The sequence below is a fragment of the Mesorhizobium sp. M6A.T.Cr.TU.017.01.1.1 genome, from assembly GCF_004023115.1.
In the GTDB taxonomy this organism is placed as follows: Bacteria; Pseudomonadota; Alphaproteobacteria; order Rhizobiales; family Rhizobiaceae; genus Mesorhizobium; species Mesorhizobium mediterraneum.
This window is the reverse complement of record NZ_RZTA01000026.1, coordinates 32,829-46,203: the sequence shown is the minus strand read 5'-3', so window position 1 is coordinate 46,203 and position 13,375 is coordinate 32,829. Positions and strand designations below refer to the sequence as shown.

The window sequence follows — 13,375 nt, the reverse complement described above, 5'->3', positions numbered from 1 at the left end:
CTCGTATGAGTCCGGATAGTAATGCATTTTGATTGAATGAAAAGCAGAAAAATTCGATAGATTGCCAGTTCGAACTGCGTGGCGCATATCTATAATGCGAATGCCTGAGGAAGTGCATATGAACGAAACGATCATCGACCGGCAGCCACGCAGTGAGGCGGCCAGCCCGCTGCAGATAGATCTGGCGCGGCGGATCCTGGAGCGGATCAGGGATTCGGGCTGGACGGTTGGAACCCGCGTCTCGGTGCCGGACCTTGCCCGCACGTTCGGCGTTTCGCGTTCTCCCGTCAGCGCAGCGCTGGAACTGCTGGTCGCCCAGGGCATCTTAAGTCCCTTCGAGACGAGGGGGCTGCAATTGGCGCGCGATGTCGCCGATCTCGACCCGGAGGATATACTGCCCAGTTCTCCGCTCGAGGAGCTTTACCGCAGGATGATGCGGGAACGCGCGCTCGACCAACTGCCCCAGGAGGTGTCCGAGGCGGAACTGATGCCGCGCTATCAGGCATCACGCGGCATCGTGCGCAAGCTTTTGCTTCGCTTTGCCGCCGAAGGCCTGGTGCAGCGCCTGCCGGGGCACGGCTGGCGTTTCGCCGACACGCTTGTCGGCGAGGATGCCTACCGGGAAAGCTATGAATTCCGGATGGCTGTTGAATGCGCGGCGCTGCGGTCGCCCATGTTCAATGCAGACCCCCAGCAACTGGCGCCGGTCCGCCGCGCACACGAGCGCATCCTGGCGATCGTGTCGACAGGCAAGACGCTGATCGGCGGCGATGAATGGTTCCGGATCAACGCGTCATTTCATGAAGGACTTGCGGCCTGTTCCGGCAACCGGTTCCTGGCCGATGCGGTGCGTCAGCAGAACAATCTGCGCCGGTTGCAGGAATCGGCGGGTTTCGAGGAACTGCCGGCGGAACGCATCGAGCAGTCCTGCCGGGAACACCTCGCCATTCTCGATGCCGTCGAGGCGGGCGAGATCGAATGGGCCGAGGCGCTGCTGCGCCAGCATCTACGGCAGGCCTCCGAGTTCGGTGCGCCGCAGCGCTCTATCTGACGGGCAGCGATTCCGGCCGCTATTTGGGCTGGTCAGGTTCGAGCCTGATCAGTCCGTTCCACTACTGCTGATCGTTCCTGGTGCGCTGTCAGAAAAGGTGTCTTTCATTGCGCGCAGGATAATGACGGCCGAGGCCGCGCCTGGGTCGATGTGCCCCAGGGACCGCTCCCCGAGCCGTGCCGCCCGGCCACGGGCAGCGACCATGGACCGTGTCGAATTCGCGCCGGCTTCCGCGGCCGCCAGGATGCCGTTCCACATCTCCCGGCTGCCGGCGGCGCGCGCCTGTGCGCTGACCGCAGCTTCGGTTGCTGGAATCCAGGCGTCGAGCATGGTCTTGTCGCCGCGCTGCCCCTTGCCGCGCTCTCGAATGCCGGTCGTCATGGCCTCGATGATCGCCGCCTGGCCTGAAGGTGAAAGGCGTTCGTCCTGTTTGAGGGCTTGCGCCGCTCTGCGGAACGCGGTCGCATAAAGCGGCCCGGTGGAAGCACCGACGGCATCGAGAAAGGCGGACGCGGCAGCTGTGAAAACCTCTGACGGCAGCATATGGTCGAGATCGAGCTTGGCCAGCTCAGCGTTCACAGCCATGAAGCCGAGAGACATGGTAATGCCATGGTCGGCATCGCCAATGGCGCCATCGAGATCCGAGAGATGGTCCTTTCCCGCCTCGATCGCGATGGATATGCGATAAAACATCCTGCTCAGGCATTGCGCCGCGTTTTCGGACATCATGTTCCTCCCGGTTCCAGCAGGATGCGGCCACAGGCGCGTATCCTGTATCCTCAGCCGACCCGCAGGACAGCGGTATCGCAAGGATGGTGCAATAGCTCCGTCAACTCATTGTCGAGGTGCAGGATCGATATGGACGCACCGACCATGTCGAGCGAGGTGCAATAATGTCCCACCCAGTTCGCCTCTATCTTAATGTCCTTGGCGCTCAGCCGCTGCTCCACGCGCCTGAACAAAATGTAGAGTTCCATCAGCGGCGTTGCCCCGAATGAATTGATCAGCACCGCGACACGGTCGCCCGATGCCGGCTTCATTTCGGAAAAGATACGGTCCATCACCCGGTCGGTGATCTCGTCGGCGCTCATCATTTTTTCGCGGATGACGCCGCGTTCGCCGTGGATGCCCATGCCGATCTCAATGTCATCGGGACCGATCTCGAAATTGTGACGACGGGTCTGCGGGAGGGAGCAGGGCTCCAATGCGACCCCCATCGTGAATGTCCTCGAATTGGCCTTGCGTGTCGCCGCTTCGCAGGCATCGAGCGACAGGCCGCGATCGCAGGCGGCGCCGGCGATCTTGAACATGAAGAAGTTGCCGGCAACGCCGCGGCGGCCTTCCCTGTCCTCCAGCGGCGAAGAGGCGATATCGTCGGTCGTCACGACCGTTCGGACCTCGATGTTGTTTTCCGCCGCCATCTCGGCCGCCATCTCGAAGTTCATGACATCGCCGGCATAGTTGCCATAGACGAAGAGCACGCCTTGCCCGCCGGATGCCGCCCTGGCGCACTGAAAGATCGGGCCGGGAGGCGGCGATGAAAAGATATTGCCGACAGCCACGGCATCGGCGAGACCCTTGCCGACATAGCCGAGAAAGCAGGGCTCGTGCCCGGTGCCGCCGCCGATCACAAGCCCCACCTTGCCAAGTCGCGGCCCCGTGCGGGCAACGAGGGCGCGATGCGAGCCTTTGATCGGCTGGATATAGGCGCCATGCGCCTTCACCACGCCGTCAAGCATCTCCTCGACGACATCGTCAGGGTCGTTCAGGAACTTCTTGATGTGGGTCCGGAAGTTGCTGGGCAGGGCCACCGAGCTATCGATCTTCGGGCGTTGGGAAAGCTTTTGATCGAGCTCCGTCACGCCATCGGCATTCAGAATGCCGCGGCCCGTGGCAGCGTCGGTGATGAGCACGTTGACGTAGCCGCCGCGGAGCGCGGCAAGGATCGCCGGCACCTTGTCGAAACCACCGGCGACTGCAATCCGCAGGCCGATAGACCTGAGCATGTCGAGCGAAATTCCGATCGTCCGGTCGTCGAGCGGGCCAGCTACCGGGTTGCCCCGCCCGTCGATGAAGCGTCCCGCGAGGACGCCCACGGCATCTTTGGCGAGATATTGCTGCACCGAAACCGATTCGAAAAAACCGCTGGTGTGGATCGTTGAATTCGGACGCAGCGAGGCGATGCCGAATAGCGCTTTGTTGGCTTTAGAAAGCGCTGCGAACTGACTTTCGATCAGCGGCTCGCGCAGAAGAATGTCGCGGACTTCCGCATTGGAAACGATAGCCGGCGCGGTGATGTTGATCAGCTTGCCATTGACGGCATTGGCGATGGCGGCCGCGCAGAGTTCCGGAGTATAGGCAAAACTTGCTCGCGTGCCGCCAGTCGCCTGAACGACAGTGACGTCCTGAAGGCCGGGCACGGAGGCCTGCTCGCCAATCGCCAACACGGTTCGCCCCCAGGCAACGGCCACCGTGTCTCCGGATTTCAGAAGCTTGGTCAGAGCCTGCGCGGCCGCGGTGCCGAGACGATCGATCAGCGGACGCGCATTGTCGTCGCTCGGCACGACGAGGCAGTCATGCAGCCCGAAATGCCGTTTGAGTTCCTGTGCGATCGAGAGCGAACTCAGCCGTGATGGCTCGAGGGAAATGTTGACGATGCCGCGGGCGCGGGCATCGGCCAGGTAGCTGTTCACTGTCGCCCGCGAAATGCCCATGATTTCGGCGATATCGCCTTGCGTCATGTGGTCTTCGTAGTAAAGCCAACAGGCCCAGACATAGGGATCGTCACCATAGCGCAAGGGAATGGGTTCGGCGCCAGCCTCGGGTCCTGTCCGCACCGTTCCGTTCTTCCGCGCCGATGATGTCTTGACTGTCATGCTGCCTGGTTTCCCCGAATCCAGAATCGATCCTCAAGATGAGCGCAAACAGAGGAACTCACAATCTTGGTTCGATCAGGCGTTAACCTGGCTTCCGGCTGTAAAATCAGCCGGAGGCCAGCGCTCGGGAGGAGCGTAGTCGTAGCTCAATCACTCGCAGTCGCGGACTGCTGCAACTTCTCCTTGGCACCGAGCGCCAGTGCTTTCAGAATCAACGCACAGGATGTGGCGCCGGCGTCGAGCACGCCGAGCGAGCGTTCGCCCAGGCGGCTGGCGCGGCCAATCCTTGCAACCAGGTCCTTTGTGCCGTCACGGCCTTTTTCGGCTGCGACGACGAGCGCATCCAGAGCTTCCGGGAACGGCTTGCCGCCGGCGTTGGCGCCGTCGAACGCTTGGATCGCCGGCATGAGCGTATCGAGAAGCGTCTTGTCGCCGACCTTGGCCGATCCGATCGCCTGGATGCCGTCGAGACCACTGGTGAGCATGGCACTGAAAGTCCGGGCATCGATGGATGAAGATTTCTCGATCGTTTCGGCGAATTGCGTGAACATGACGCCATAGAGCGGCCCCATGGAGCCGCCGATCTCGGTCATCAGCACCGTGCCCAGCGTATCAAAGGCGGTGGCCAGCGACATGTCGTTGCCCCTGATCCGCTCCGCAGCCATGCCGAAGCCCTTGGCCATGTTGACGCCGTGATCGCCGTCACCGATTTTGCCGTCGATCTCGCTCAGATAGGCTCGGTTTTCGATGATCCGGTCGGCGATCGAAAGAACGATGTCGCCAGCGGAAGCGTTGTCAAACTGCTGCATTCGCCTGCTCCTAAAGCCTTGCGGGACAATCGACATCCACGTCCAGCAGCCTTTTCAACTCGGCGTCGAGCGCCATGACCGTGAGTGTGGCGCCGACCATTTCCAGCGAGGTGAAGTAGTTGCCGATGTAGGTCTTGTAGATGGCTAACCCGCGTCCGGTGATTTCCTGCTCGATCGTATCGTGGAGGATGTAGAGTTCGTTGACCGGCGTTGCGCCGAGGCCGGACACAAGAACCGCAACTTCGGTTCCGGCGGCAAGATCGTGATCATCAAGCACGATCCTGACCATCTGCTGCGCTATTTCGACCGCGGACTTCAGCGGCTCGACCCTGACGCCCGGCTCACCATGATGACCGATGCCGACTTCCATCGTGCCCGGCTCAATCAGGAAGTTGGGATGCCCCACGGCAGGCAGCGTGCAAGGGCCAAGGCCAACGCCGATGGAGCGGCAATTGTCGATCGCCCGCTGCGCCGTTGCCTGCACGTCCTCGAGGCGGGCACCTTGCTGGGCCTTGGCGCCGGCGCATTTCCACATGAAGATCTCGCCGGCGACGCCTCGGCGCTTCTCACGCTCATCCGGTCCGGCCGAGCATACATCGTCGTTGGCGACGACGGTTGCGATCGTAATGTCCTCCTTGGCCGCGAGCTTGACGGCCATCTTCACATTCATGTTGTCGCCGGCATAATTGCCGTAGAGGCAAACGACACCCTTGCCGCCATTCGCCTCCCTTGCGGCGTCAAGGAAGCTCTTTGCCGTCGGCGACGAGAAGAGCTCGCCGACCGCGACCGCGTCCAGCATGTTGCGGCCAGTGTAGCCGATGAAGGCAGGCTCATGGCCGGAGCCGCCGCCGGTGATCACGCCGACCTTGCCGCTGACCGGCGCATGGCGGGCTGCGATGACGCGCGGGTTGCTGCCGAGCCTGACGATGTCGGCATGCGCCTTGACGAAGCCCTTGACCGTATCTTCGACGACCTCGTCGGGATTGTTGATGAACCGCTGCATTGTTGCTCCAATCCTGCGCCGGTCAGACAATGGTGTAGCCGCCATCGACCAGAAGGTCGGCGCCGTTGATCATGTCGGCGCCGTTCGATGCCAAAAACACCGCCGCGGCGGCTATTTCTTCCGGAAAGGCAAAGCGGCCGGTCGGAATGCGTTGCTTCAGCGCCTCTCCGCGCGGCCCATCCCAGGCCTTTCTGCCGAGGTCGGTCAACACCACCGTCGGCGAGATCGTGTTTACCGTGATGCCGTGCTTGCCCCATTCGGCGGCAAGTGTCTTGGACAGGCCGATGACGCCGAATTTCGAAGCGCAATAGGCGACGTGCTGGTCGATCGCGACAGTGCCGGCCTGCGAGGCCATGTTGATGATCTTGCCACCCTTGCCAGCTTTGATCAGGGCACGCCCGGCGGCCTGGGAAACAAGGAAAGTTCCCTTGAGATTGATATCGATGGTCTTGTCCCAGGCATCGAGGCTGAGATCCTCGGCGGGAGCGAGCAGGGCGACGCCGGCGCTGTTGACGACGATGTCGATACGGCCGAAGGCGGCTTGCGCCGCAGCAAACACGGCTTCCACCGATCGCGGATCGGACACGTCGCAGACGAAGGATTTCGCACCGTTGCCGAGTTCGTCGGCCTTCGATCTCGCAACGGATTCATTGATGTCGATCACCCCGACGACCGCGCCCTTCGCGGCAAACGCCGATGCGATGGCGCTGCCGATGCCGGAGGCGCCGCCAGTGACCAGAGCGACCTTGCCGCCCAGTGAAAAATTGAGATCAACCTGTATTGAATCCGTCATGGTGCTCTTCCCGGCTTGTTGGAAAGTGGGGCGGGCAAGAGAGCCCACCCCACGGCTGGATTACTTGCGCGTCGCCAGAAGCTGATCGACGTTTTCCGCCGTCACCGGCGTCCACGGCACATTGTAGATCTTCTCCTTGCCGTCGTTCCACGGCATGTCCTTGTAGGTTGCCCAGATGTCGGATTGCGGCTTGTAGTCCCCCTTCTTGGCAGCGAAGATAGCAAGGTCGAGCGCACCTTGAGCCTGGGCGCGCGCGTCTTGAAGGATCGAGGTCATTTCACCGGCCTTGACGGCATGGAGCGCATCGGTGATGCCGTCGATACCGGCAATGGCGAAGCTCTTCACGTCGAGGCCGGCGGCCTTGATCGCCTCGATGGCGCCGAGCGCCATTTCGTCATTCTGGCCAATCACGCCGTTGATCTGGTTCGGATGCGCGGTGAGCCAGTTTTCCATGAGCGTCTGGGCTTCGGCGCGCGACCAGTTGGCGGTCTGATCCTCGAGGATCTTGACATCCGGGCACTCGGCAAGCGCTTTCTTGTTGCCTTCGAGGCGGGAAATCTGCGCGGACTGGCCGACCGGCCCTTCGAGGATAACCACATTGCCCTTGCAGCCGATCTTGTCGAGCACGGTCTTGGCTTCCATGTAGCCCGAGATCGTGTCGTCGGATCCGACATAGGAAGTCAACAGATCGGAGTTGACGCGGGTGTTCGAACCGACAACCGGAATGCCGGCATCGGCTGCCGTCTGAACGGCTGCCGCGCCGGCGTCGACGTCGATCGGAGCGAAGATGATCGCATTGTACTGCTGGGTGACCATCGTCTTGAACTGGTCCTGCTGGACCAGGGCATCATAGCGGCCGTCGAAGACCGTCAGCTCGACTTCGCCGCTCTTGACGGCCGGGTGCTCCTGAAGCGCTGCCGACCAGATCTGCATGAACTCCGCATTCAATCCGTAAGGCGCTGCGCCGATCTTGATCTTCTCCTGCGCCATGGCCGACGAGGCCAGCAGCGCGGTCGCAGACGCGAGCGCTATCATCAATCTTTTCATTCCGTACCTCCACTTAAGTGAGCGACCGACATGGTTCGCCTATCAACGGACACGCGCAGTGCAGGTCCGATTTCGAAAGGGGCCTTTTGTTTGAGCCTCGGATTGGGTCCGACGCCCTAAGCCCCGTAGTTTCTCTTCTGGTCAAGCATCACGGCGCCGACGATCAGGGCACCCTTGAGAACTTGCTGGTAGTAGGATTGGATACCCATCAGATCGAGGCCGTTGTTCATGACGCCGATGATCAGCGCGCCGATCAACGTGCCCGTCACCCGGCCGATGCCTCCCGAAAGGCTAGTCCCGCCGATCACCACCGCCGCGATCGCATCCAGCTCATAGGCAATGCCGGCCTGGGGAAGCGCCGAGCCGGTGCGGGCGCTGAGCAGCATCCCGGCGAGGCCGGCAAGGCCGCCGGATATGACATAGACGACGAACTGGATGCGGGTAACGTTGATGCCCGAGGTCCTGGCCGCATGAGGGTTGCCGCCGACGGCATAGATGTAACGGCCGAAACGGGTCCGATTGAGGATCCACCAGGAGACCGCAAACACGACTGCGAGAACGACGACCGGTGCGGGTATGCCAAGGACATTGCCTGTGCCGATCCAGCGGAATGCTGGTGTCAGCGCGGGAACCGGACGACCTCCGCCATAGATGAGGGTCAGTCCGCGCGCCGCCGACAGCATGCCTAGCGTCGCCACGAAGGCCGGCACCGAAAACCGCGACACGATCACGCCGGAAACGGCACCGCAGGCAATGCCGACCAGCAGGCCGATGCCGAGACCCAGGGCGACCGGATAGGGCGCGCCGGAAATCCCGGCGGTCGCGGAGGAGGTCACGAAGCTGGCGCTGACGATGCCGGCAAGCGCGACGACGGAGCCGACCGAGAGATCGATGCCGCGCGTCAGGATGACGAAGGTCATGCCGATGGCGAGGACACCGTTGATCGAGGTCTGCAGCAGCACGTTCGAGATGTTGCCGGCCGTCAGGAAGAACTCGTTGGAGACCGAGAGAACCGCCGCCAGGATCAGGAACGCGAGGAAGATCCCGTATTCCTGAATCAACAGCCGGCGCTGCTCCGAGCCGAGCCAGCCACTCGCATTCCTGTTGTCGCTAACCGACATCACCGGCTCCTTTGCCGCTGAGCGAACACCCCTGTTCATGTTGAAAGGTGGACGAGTGATTGGGCATTCGTTTCCTCCCGGCTGTAGATTCCGGCACTTCTGCCGGCGCGCATCACCATGATCCGGTCCGCCATGCCGAGGACCTCGTCGATTTCGGACGAGATCATCACGACCGTGCCGCCGGCAGCGGCGAAATCGCTGATGATCCGGTAGATTTCACGCTTGGCGCCGACATCGACACCGCGGGTCGGCTCGTCCAGAAGCAGGACTTTCGGATTGCGAAGGAACCATTTGCCGAGCACCACCTTCTGCTGGTTGCCGCCCGAAAGGCCGGAAACCGGCATCGTGTCGCGGGCAGCCTTGATCTGGAACTGCTCGCGCATGTCGCGGCTTGCTTGCGCCTCCCGAGCCCGATCCATGGCGAAGCTGGGGCTCATTTCAGGCAGGCTCGCCATGCAGATGTTTGCGCGCACGCTGTCGGAGAGATTGAGACCGGTCAGCTTGCGGTCCTCGGTGACCAGAGCCAACCCATGCGCCATGGCATCCGCCGGCTTTGAAATGGTGACCTCGATACCGTCGACCTTGATGCTTCCCGTCGATGGCTTGTCGAGCCCGAAGAGGCAGTTGAAGATTTCTGTCCGCCCGGCTCCCATCAGGCCGTAGATGCCGAAGATTTCTCCCTTTCGCACCGAAAACGAAATGTCCTCGATCTTGTTCGGGCAACTGAGCCCGGCAATTTCGATACCGGGTTCTTGCGTCGGCGTGCTGGTCTTGGCGAATTCCTCCGACAGCTCGCGGCCAACGATCATGCGAATGAGCTCGGGCCGATCGATGTCCGCAAGCGCGCCGCTGCCAACATAGGCGCCGTCGCGAAAGACCGTGTAGGAATCGGCGATCTGAAAGATCTCCGACAGACGGTGGGAAACATAGACGATGCCACGCCCTTGCGCCTGCAGGCGGCGGATCGCGGCAAACAGGTGCTGCGCCTCCCGCTCGCCGATCGCCGACGTCGGCTCATCCATGAAGATGACCTCGGCGTCGTGACTGAGCGCCTTGGCAATCTCGACGAGCTGCATCTGCGCAACCGAGAGGTTCATCATGTACTGCGTGGCCCGGATATCGAATTCCAGATCGTCCAGCAGCCTTTGCGCGGACCGGTTCATCGCACGGAAATCGATGCCTCCGAAGCGCGCCTTGGGCTCGCGGCCGAGATAGATATTCTCGGCAACCGTCATGTGCGGAACAGGGCTGAGCTCCTGCTCGATAATGGCAATGCCCGACGCCAGCGCGTCGGCGGGGCTTGCGAATTCCACATCCTTGCCGCGGCGGCGGATCGAGCCGGCATCGCGGTTGAAGATACCCATCAATATCTTGAGAAAGGTCGACTTGCCGGCGCCGTTACCGCCGCACAGGGCATGGACCGTGCCGGCGCGAAGCTGGAGGCGGCCTTCGCGCAAGGCTGCAACGCCGCCAAAGGACTTTGCCAGCCCTTCCACCTCGAGCAAAAGCTCCACGTAGTCTTCCTCCCTTTGGGCATTCGGCAATCCTTTTTGGTGGGGAGCCGATCGACACGGGGTAGCCTCCGCCCTGGTGCCAATGTGACAATAGTCAATATTTGTTCGACAAATGTCAAGTCATGGATTCGGCTTGATCGTGGCGCTGGAAATCAGGGTCGAAGCGGCCGCAACATCGCACTTGCCGGGTAGGTGCCGAGACGACGGCGACCGTAACGCGCATGCCGGCCGTTCGGCCACGCAGTGCGCCGACATCTTCTGCGGCATCCATAAGGAGTCGGGCGATCTGGAATGAGTGTTTCCCCGATCGCTTCACGCTAGTTCCGATCCGTCAAATGCCGGGATCGGACGCTTTGGGGCCAATTTTCAGTGGCGCGTCGTTTTCATCCGGATTGGGGACGGGGGCTTCGTCGGGAAGTCTGTCCGGATCCGGCTCACGCACCGGCTTCGGCTCGGGAAACGGCGGTGGCGTGGGCGCCGGAGTGGGCGTTGGTTCGGGAGTGGGAAGAATGGCCATGGTGTGATTTCCTTCCGCTCGCTGCATTCTGCCTTGGCGGGTCATCGACGTCGGGTGGGATTTCTGACGCCACCCGTTTCGACCGGTTTCGCTCTACGGGCTGATGCACGCAGAACGACCACGCGTGCCTATGGTTCCGATACGAGCCTCCGACGATCCCGCAGGCATCAGGCGCTCGTGGCAGGACGGCGCCGTCAGAAAATTGATCGAATGGTCCCCGCATGAGGGCCTTGTCGGCGTCGTGGAGCGCCATAATTTCCATTTCAGGGTGGGACAAACTCACCTGCTGAATAGGAGGCGGTCGTGAAGCACCAAACACTTGACCAACTGCATGCCGTTGCCGACGTTCACGCTGAAGCAACAGACCTCGTGGCGACTCGAAGCCAGCGTCTCGAACGTTGGGCGAAACTGCTAGAGCAAAATCCCGATCGGCGTCTCGAAGCGCTGACGGGCACCGAATACAAATCCCCTGAGATACGCGAAAAAATGCGCTACAACGACTCGCCTCTCACCGTTGCCTTCGAGGATCCGATTTTTCGCGCACAAGGCTTGAGAGATGACACCTATGGCGAAGCCAGGCGCTTCTTCGAGCTGACCGACTGGCAGTTGCACGAAATCGTCTGCCATTGCCATGTCGGCGCCACGATACGAGCGCGGTGGGCTGCCTCTCGCGTCCGTGCGGCAATGTCGGAGAGGTTCGGTTTCTTTGCCTGGCTGCGCGGAACATTCATGCATTGAAGCATCGGCATTGACGCTACAGGTAGGCATGTTCGGATGATGGAGGCGGCGAAGTGATTTTCACGCCTCCAATGGTCGTTGATGACGGATGCCGTTCGGCGGCGATCCGCCATCGGCGAGACTTGGATACCATCCGCATGGGCGGGATTCAGTCGGCGGGCGCGGTGTAGCGGCGATGGACCGCTTCCGCGATGGCGGCGCGGCTTCTATGCGGATCGAGACTATCGTCATCCTCGATGATAGCCGCTTCCTCCGCAAGTTCCATGTCCTTGACCTGGTTGCGGAACCAGGCCGAATAGTCGCCCGCGCGCAAGTGATGCTCCCAGGTGCGGTCGTCGATCCCCTCGGCGAGATGGAGGAACATCATGAGATTTTGCGCTTTCAGGTTGAGCGTGCCGTCAGCGCCGCGGAAATAGAAACTGTTGTCGCCAAGATCGCCCTCGGCATATTTGCGTATATGGCGCTTGCGTTCCTGCCGGGGACGTTCGACCGAGATCGGCCTCGCGGGATCGGCTGTCGAGCGGTTCCAATACAGAACCTTGTTTTCCGGTGGCGGCGCGACGCCCTCCGGCACGTCCTCGCCAATTGCGGCACAGAAGCTTTCGACGACCTTGTCGGCTTCCGGGCCAAGGGCCAGCACCGTGTCGACACCTGCCAGCACGTCGCGCGAAACCAGATCGGGATGGACTGTGACCAGAATGGTCGCCGAAAGGCTTTTTGGAAGCGCAAAGGATGTGCCGTCGCGTGCGTGCGGCAACAGGTGGTGTGCCTCGTCGATGATCAGCCAGTGCGGGCGTCCGGTGCGGGCGCGAAGCGCGGCAAGCTCCGGCAGCAGCTTGGCGAAGGCGTTTGGCCGTTCCCCGGTCTTGATCCCGAGCATGTTGACGGCGACATTGTTGGACGGCTTGGACAAAAGGTCGAAGATTTCGCGTGAGCTCGGCGGGCTTTTGGCGTCGCCAACCACCAGCACGTCCTCCAGTTCCTCGTAGTCGCCTTCCGGGTCGAGCACGCAAAACTGGAAGCCTTGCTCGACGAAGCGTTCGGTCAGGGCGGTGGCGAGGGTGGATTTTCCGATCCCGGACGTGCCGGCCAGCAGGACGCTGCCGCCGCGCGGTGAAAGGTGCATCACTGCGCCCGATCCGTCGTCCGCGCCAATCTCGATGCGTTGCCGCGCCGTGTCCAGCGAGGCGGCGTCATGCGAGATGAGGCCCTCGATCAACTCCCTCACGCCCGCGCCGCGGGCACCATTCGTCACGTGGCCCGCCGTCTCCCTTACCTTCGGCAGGGCATTGGCAACTGCAACGCCGAAGCCGACGGCGCGCAGAAAGGCGTGATCGTTCTCCGCATCGCCGATGCCGACGACATTGTGGGCGGACAATTCCAGATCCTCGAGGGCAGCGGCAAGACCGGTCGCCTTGTTGACCCCGCTCGGCAGCACCATGACGGCACCCTTGTTGAAGATTATCTCCAACTCCAAGCCAAGGTCCTTGATCACTTCCAGCACGATGGTCTCGTTGGGCTCCCTGGTGGCGACGACGGAACGTCCCATCGACAGGGGCGCGATCTTGCGCATCATCAGCCTGTCGACGAATTCCGCCGGAGGGGCAGGCGCAAGGATGCGCTCCTTCTTCGAAGCCGGCGTGTAGACGAGCGCGCCGTTTTCGGCGACGACCTTGTCGAAAATGCCAAGCTCCGGGAAAACGCTTTCGAGGTCGGCAAGCTCGCGACCGGTCACCATTATCAACTTGCGGCCGGTTTCCTTCAGCCGCTCGAGCGCAGCACGGGTCGCATCGGAAACGATCCCGTTTTCCGCGAGTGTGCCGTCGTAGTCAGTGGCTAGCGCAAGGGCATACATCGAGCCATTGTCGGCAGCCCGAAAGCCGACCGGAGATGCTTTCTCGCCGAA

General features: G+C 61.9%; 13 protein-coding genes. 3 read left to right on the top strand and 10 right to left on the bottom strand.

What is annotated here, in order from left to right:
- Nucleotides 1–118 precede the first annotated feature (118 nt).
- Nucleotides 119–1,051, top strand: a complete 933-nt coding sequence (locus tag EOB36_RS11265) for a GntR family transcriptional regulator (protein ID WP_164547152.1) — start codon at nucleotides 119–121, stop codon at nucleotides 1,049–1,051.
- A 48-nt stretch (nucleotides 1,052–1,099) separates the two neighbouring features.
- Here the strand turns inward: EOB36_RS11265 and dhaL (EOB36_RS11260) are convergent, their stop codons facing one another.
- The 8 genes from dhaL (EOB36_RS11260) to EOB36_RS11225 form a co-directional block, all read right to left on the bottom strand.
- Nucleotides 1,100–1,777 carry a dihydroxyacetone kinase subunit DhaL gene (gene dhaL, locus EOB36_RS11260; protein WP_126107395.1) on the bottom strand — a complete coding sequence of 226 codons (678 nt, stop codon included), beginning with the start codon at nucleotides 1,775–1,777 and terminating at the stop codon, nucleotides 1,100–1,102.
- Nucleotides 1,778–1,830: 53 nt separating this feature from the next.
- Entirely contained in the window at nucleotides 1,831–3,927 is a 2,097-nt protein-coding gene (locus tag EOB36_RS11255; RefSeq protein WP_126105520.1) for a bifunctional sugar-binding transcriptional regulator/dihydroxyacetone kinase subunit DhaK, read from the bottom strand.
- Nucleotides 3,928–4,073: 146 nt separating this feature from the next.
- On the bottom strand, nucleotides 4,074–4,736 hold the full coding sequence (dhaL, locus tag EOB36_RS11250; protein ID WP_126105521.1) for a dihydroxyacetone kinase subunit DhaL: 663 nt from the start codon (nucleotides 4,734–4,736) through the stop codon (nucleotides 4,074–4,076).
- A gap of 10 nt (nucleotides 4,737–4,746) precedes the next feature.
- Nucleotides 4,747–5,739, bottom strand: coding sequence for a dihydroxyacetone kinase subunit DhaK (locus EOB36_RS11245; RefSeq protein ID WP_128284869.1), 993 nt, complete (start codon nucleotides 5,737–5,739; stop codon nucleotides 4,747–4,749).
- A gap of 22 nt (nucleotides 5,740–5,761) precedes the next feature.
- The gene (locus tag EOB36_RS11240; protein WP_095489121.1) at nucleotides 5,762–6,532 is read right to left on the bottom strand and encodes an SDR family oxidoreductase; all 771 of its coding nucleotides are present in this window, start codon (nucleotides 6,530–6,532) and stop codon (nucleotides 5,762–5,764) included.
- A gap of 60 nt (nucleotides 6,533–6,592) precedes the next feature.
- Nucleotides 6,593–7,579: a substrate-binding domain-containing protein gene (locus tag EOB36_RS11235; protein ID WP_095489122.1), complete on the bottom strand. Its 987-nt coding sequence runs from the start codon at nucleotides 7,577–7,579 to the stop codon at nucleotides 6,593–6,595.
- A 116-nt stretch (nucleotides 7,580–7,695) separates the two neighbouring features.
- A complete protein-coding gene (locus tag EOB36_RS11230; protein ID WP_095489258.1) occupies nucleotides 7,696–8,700 on the bottom strand; it encodes a sugar ABC transporter permease in 1,005 nt (334 codons plus the stop codon).
- Between the two features lie 35 nt (nucleotides 8,701–8,735).
- Complete coding sequence (locus tag EOB36_RS11225; RefSeq protein WP_095489123.1) at nucleotides 8,736–10,214, bottom strand: sugar ABC transporter ATP-binding protein; 1,479 nt, start codon at nucleotides 10,212–10,214, stop codon at nucleotides 8,736–8,738.
- 133 nt (nucleotides 10,215–10,347) lie between these two features.
- Here EOB36_RS11225 and EOB36_RS34345 point away from each other — a divergent pair, with 133 nt between their 5' ends.
- Nucleotides 10,348–10,509, top strand: coding sequence for a hypothetical protein (locus tag EOB36_RS34345; RefSeq protein ID WP_158302706.1), 162 nt, complete (start codon nucleotides 10,348–10,350; stop codon nucleotides 10,507–10,509).
- Between the two features lie 36 nt (nucleotides 10,510–10,545).
- Here the strand turns inward: EOB36_RS34345 and EOB36_RS11220 are convergent, their stop codons facing one another.
- Nucleotides 10,546–10,731, bottom strand: a complete 186-nt coding sequence (locus EOB36_RS11220; protein WP_095489125.1) for a hypothetical protein — start codon at nucleotides 10,729–10,731, stop codon at nucleotides 10,546–10,548.
- A 303-nt stretch (nucleotides 10,732–11,034) separates the two neighbouring features.
- Between EOB36_RS11220 and EOB36_RS11215 the strand changes: the two genes are divergently transcribed.
- A complete protein-coding gene (locus tag EOB36_RS11215) occupies nucleotides 11,035–11,469 on the top strand; it encodes a hypothetical protein (protein WP_095489126.1) in 435 nt (144 codons plus the stop codon).
- A gap of 148 nt (nucleotides 11,470–11,617) precedes the next feature.
- Here the strand turns inward: EOB36_RS11215 and EOB36_RS11210 are convergent, their stop codons facing one another.
- On the bottom strand, nucleotides 11,618–13,324 hold the full coding sequence (locus EOB36_RS11210; RefSeq protein WP_128241347.1) for an HAD family hydrolase: 1,707 nt from the start codon (nucleotides 13,322–13,324) through the stop codon (nucleotides 11,618–11,620).
- Between the last annotated feature and the right edge of the window lie 51 nt (nucleotides 13,325–13,375).

Bases quoted from the DNA above. Each gene is read 5' to 3' on its own strand.
- EOB36_RS11265 (WP_164547152.1), top strand. From the start codon at position 119: ATGAACGAAACGATCATCGACCGGCAGCCACGCAGTGAGGCGGCCAGC.
- dhaL (WP_126107395.1), bottom strand. From the start codon at position 1,777: ATGTCCGAAAACGCGGCGCAATGCCTGAGCAGGATGTTTTATCGCATA.
- EOB36_RS11255 (WP_126105520.1), bottom strand. From the start codon at position 3,927: ATGACAGTCAAGACATCATCGGCGCGGAAGAACGGAACGGTGCGGACA.
- dhaL (WP_126105521.1), bottom strand. From the start codon at position 4,736: ATGCAGCAGTTTGACAACGCTTCCGCTGGCGACATCGTTCTTTCGATC.
- EOB36_RS11245 (WP_128284869.1), bottom strand. From the start codon at position 5,739: ATGCAGCGGTTCATCAACAATCCCGACGAGGTCGTCGAAGATACGGTC.
- EOB36_RS11240 (WP_095489121.1), bottom strand. From the start codon at position 6,532: ATGACGGATTCAATACAGGTTGATCTCAATTTTTCACTGGGCGGCAAG.
- EOB36_RS11235 (WP_095489122.1), bottom strand. From the start codon at position 7,579: ATGAAAAGATTGATGATAGCGCTCGCGTCTGCGACCGCGCTGCTGGCC.
- EOB36_RS11230 (WP_095489258.1), bottom strand. From the start codon at position 8,700: ATGTCGGTTAGCGACAACAGGAATGCGAGTGGCTGGCTCGGCTCGGAG.
- EOB36_RS11220 (WP_095489125.1), bottom strand. From the start codon at position 10,731: ATGGCCATTCTTCCCACTCCCGAACCAACGCCCACTCCGGCGCCCACG.
- EOB36_RS11210 (WP_128241347.1), bottom strand. From the start codon at position 13,324: ATGTATGCCCTTGCGCTAGCCACTGACTACGACGGCACACTCGCGGAA.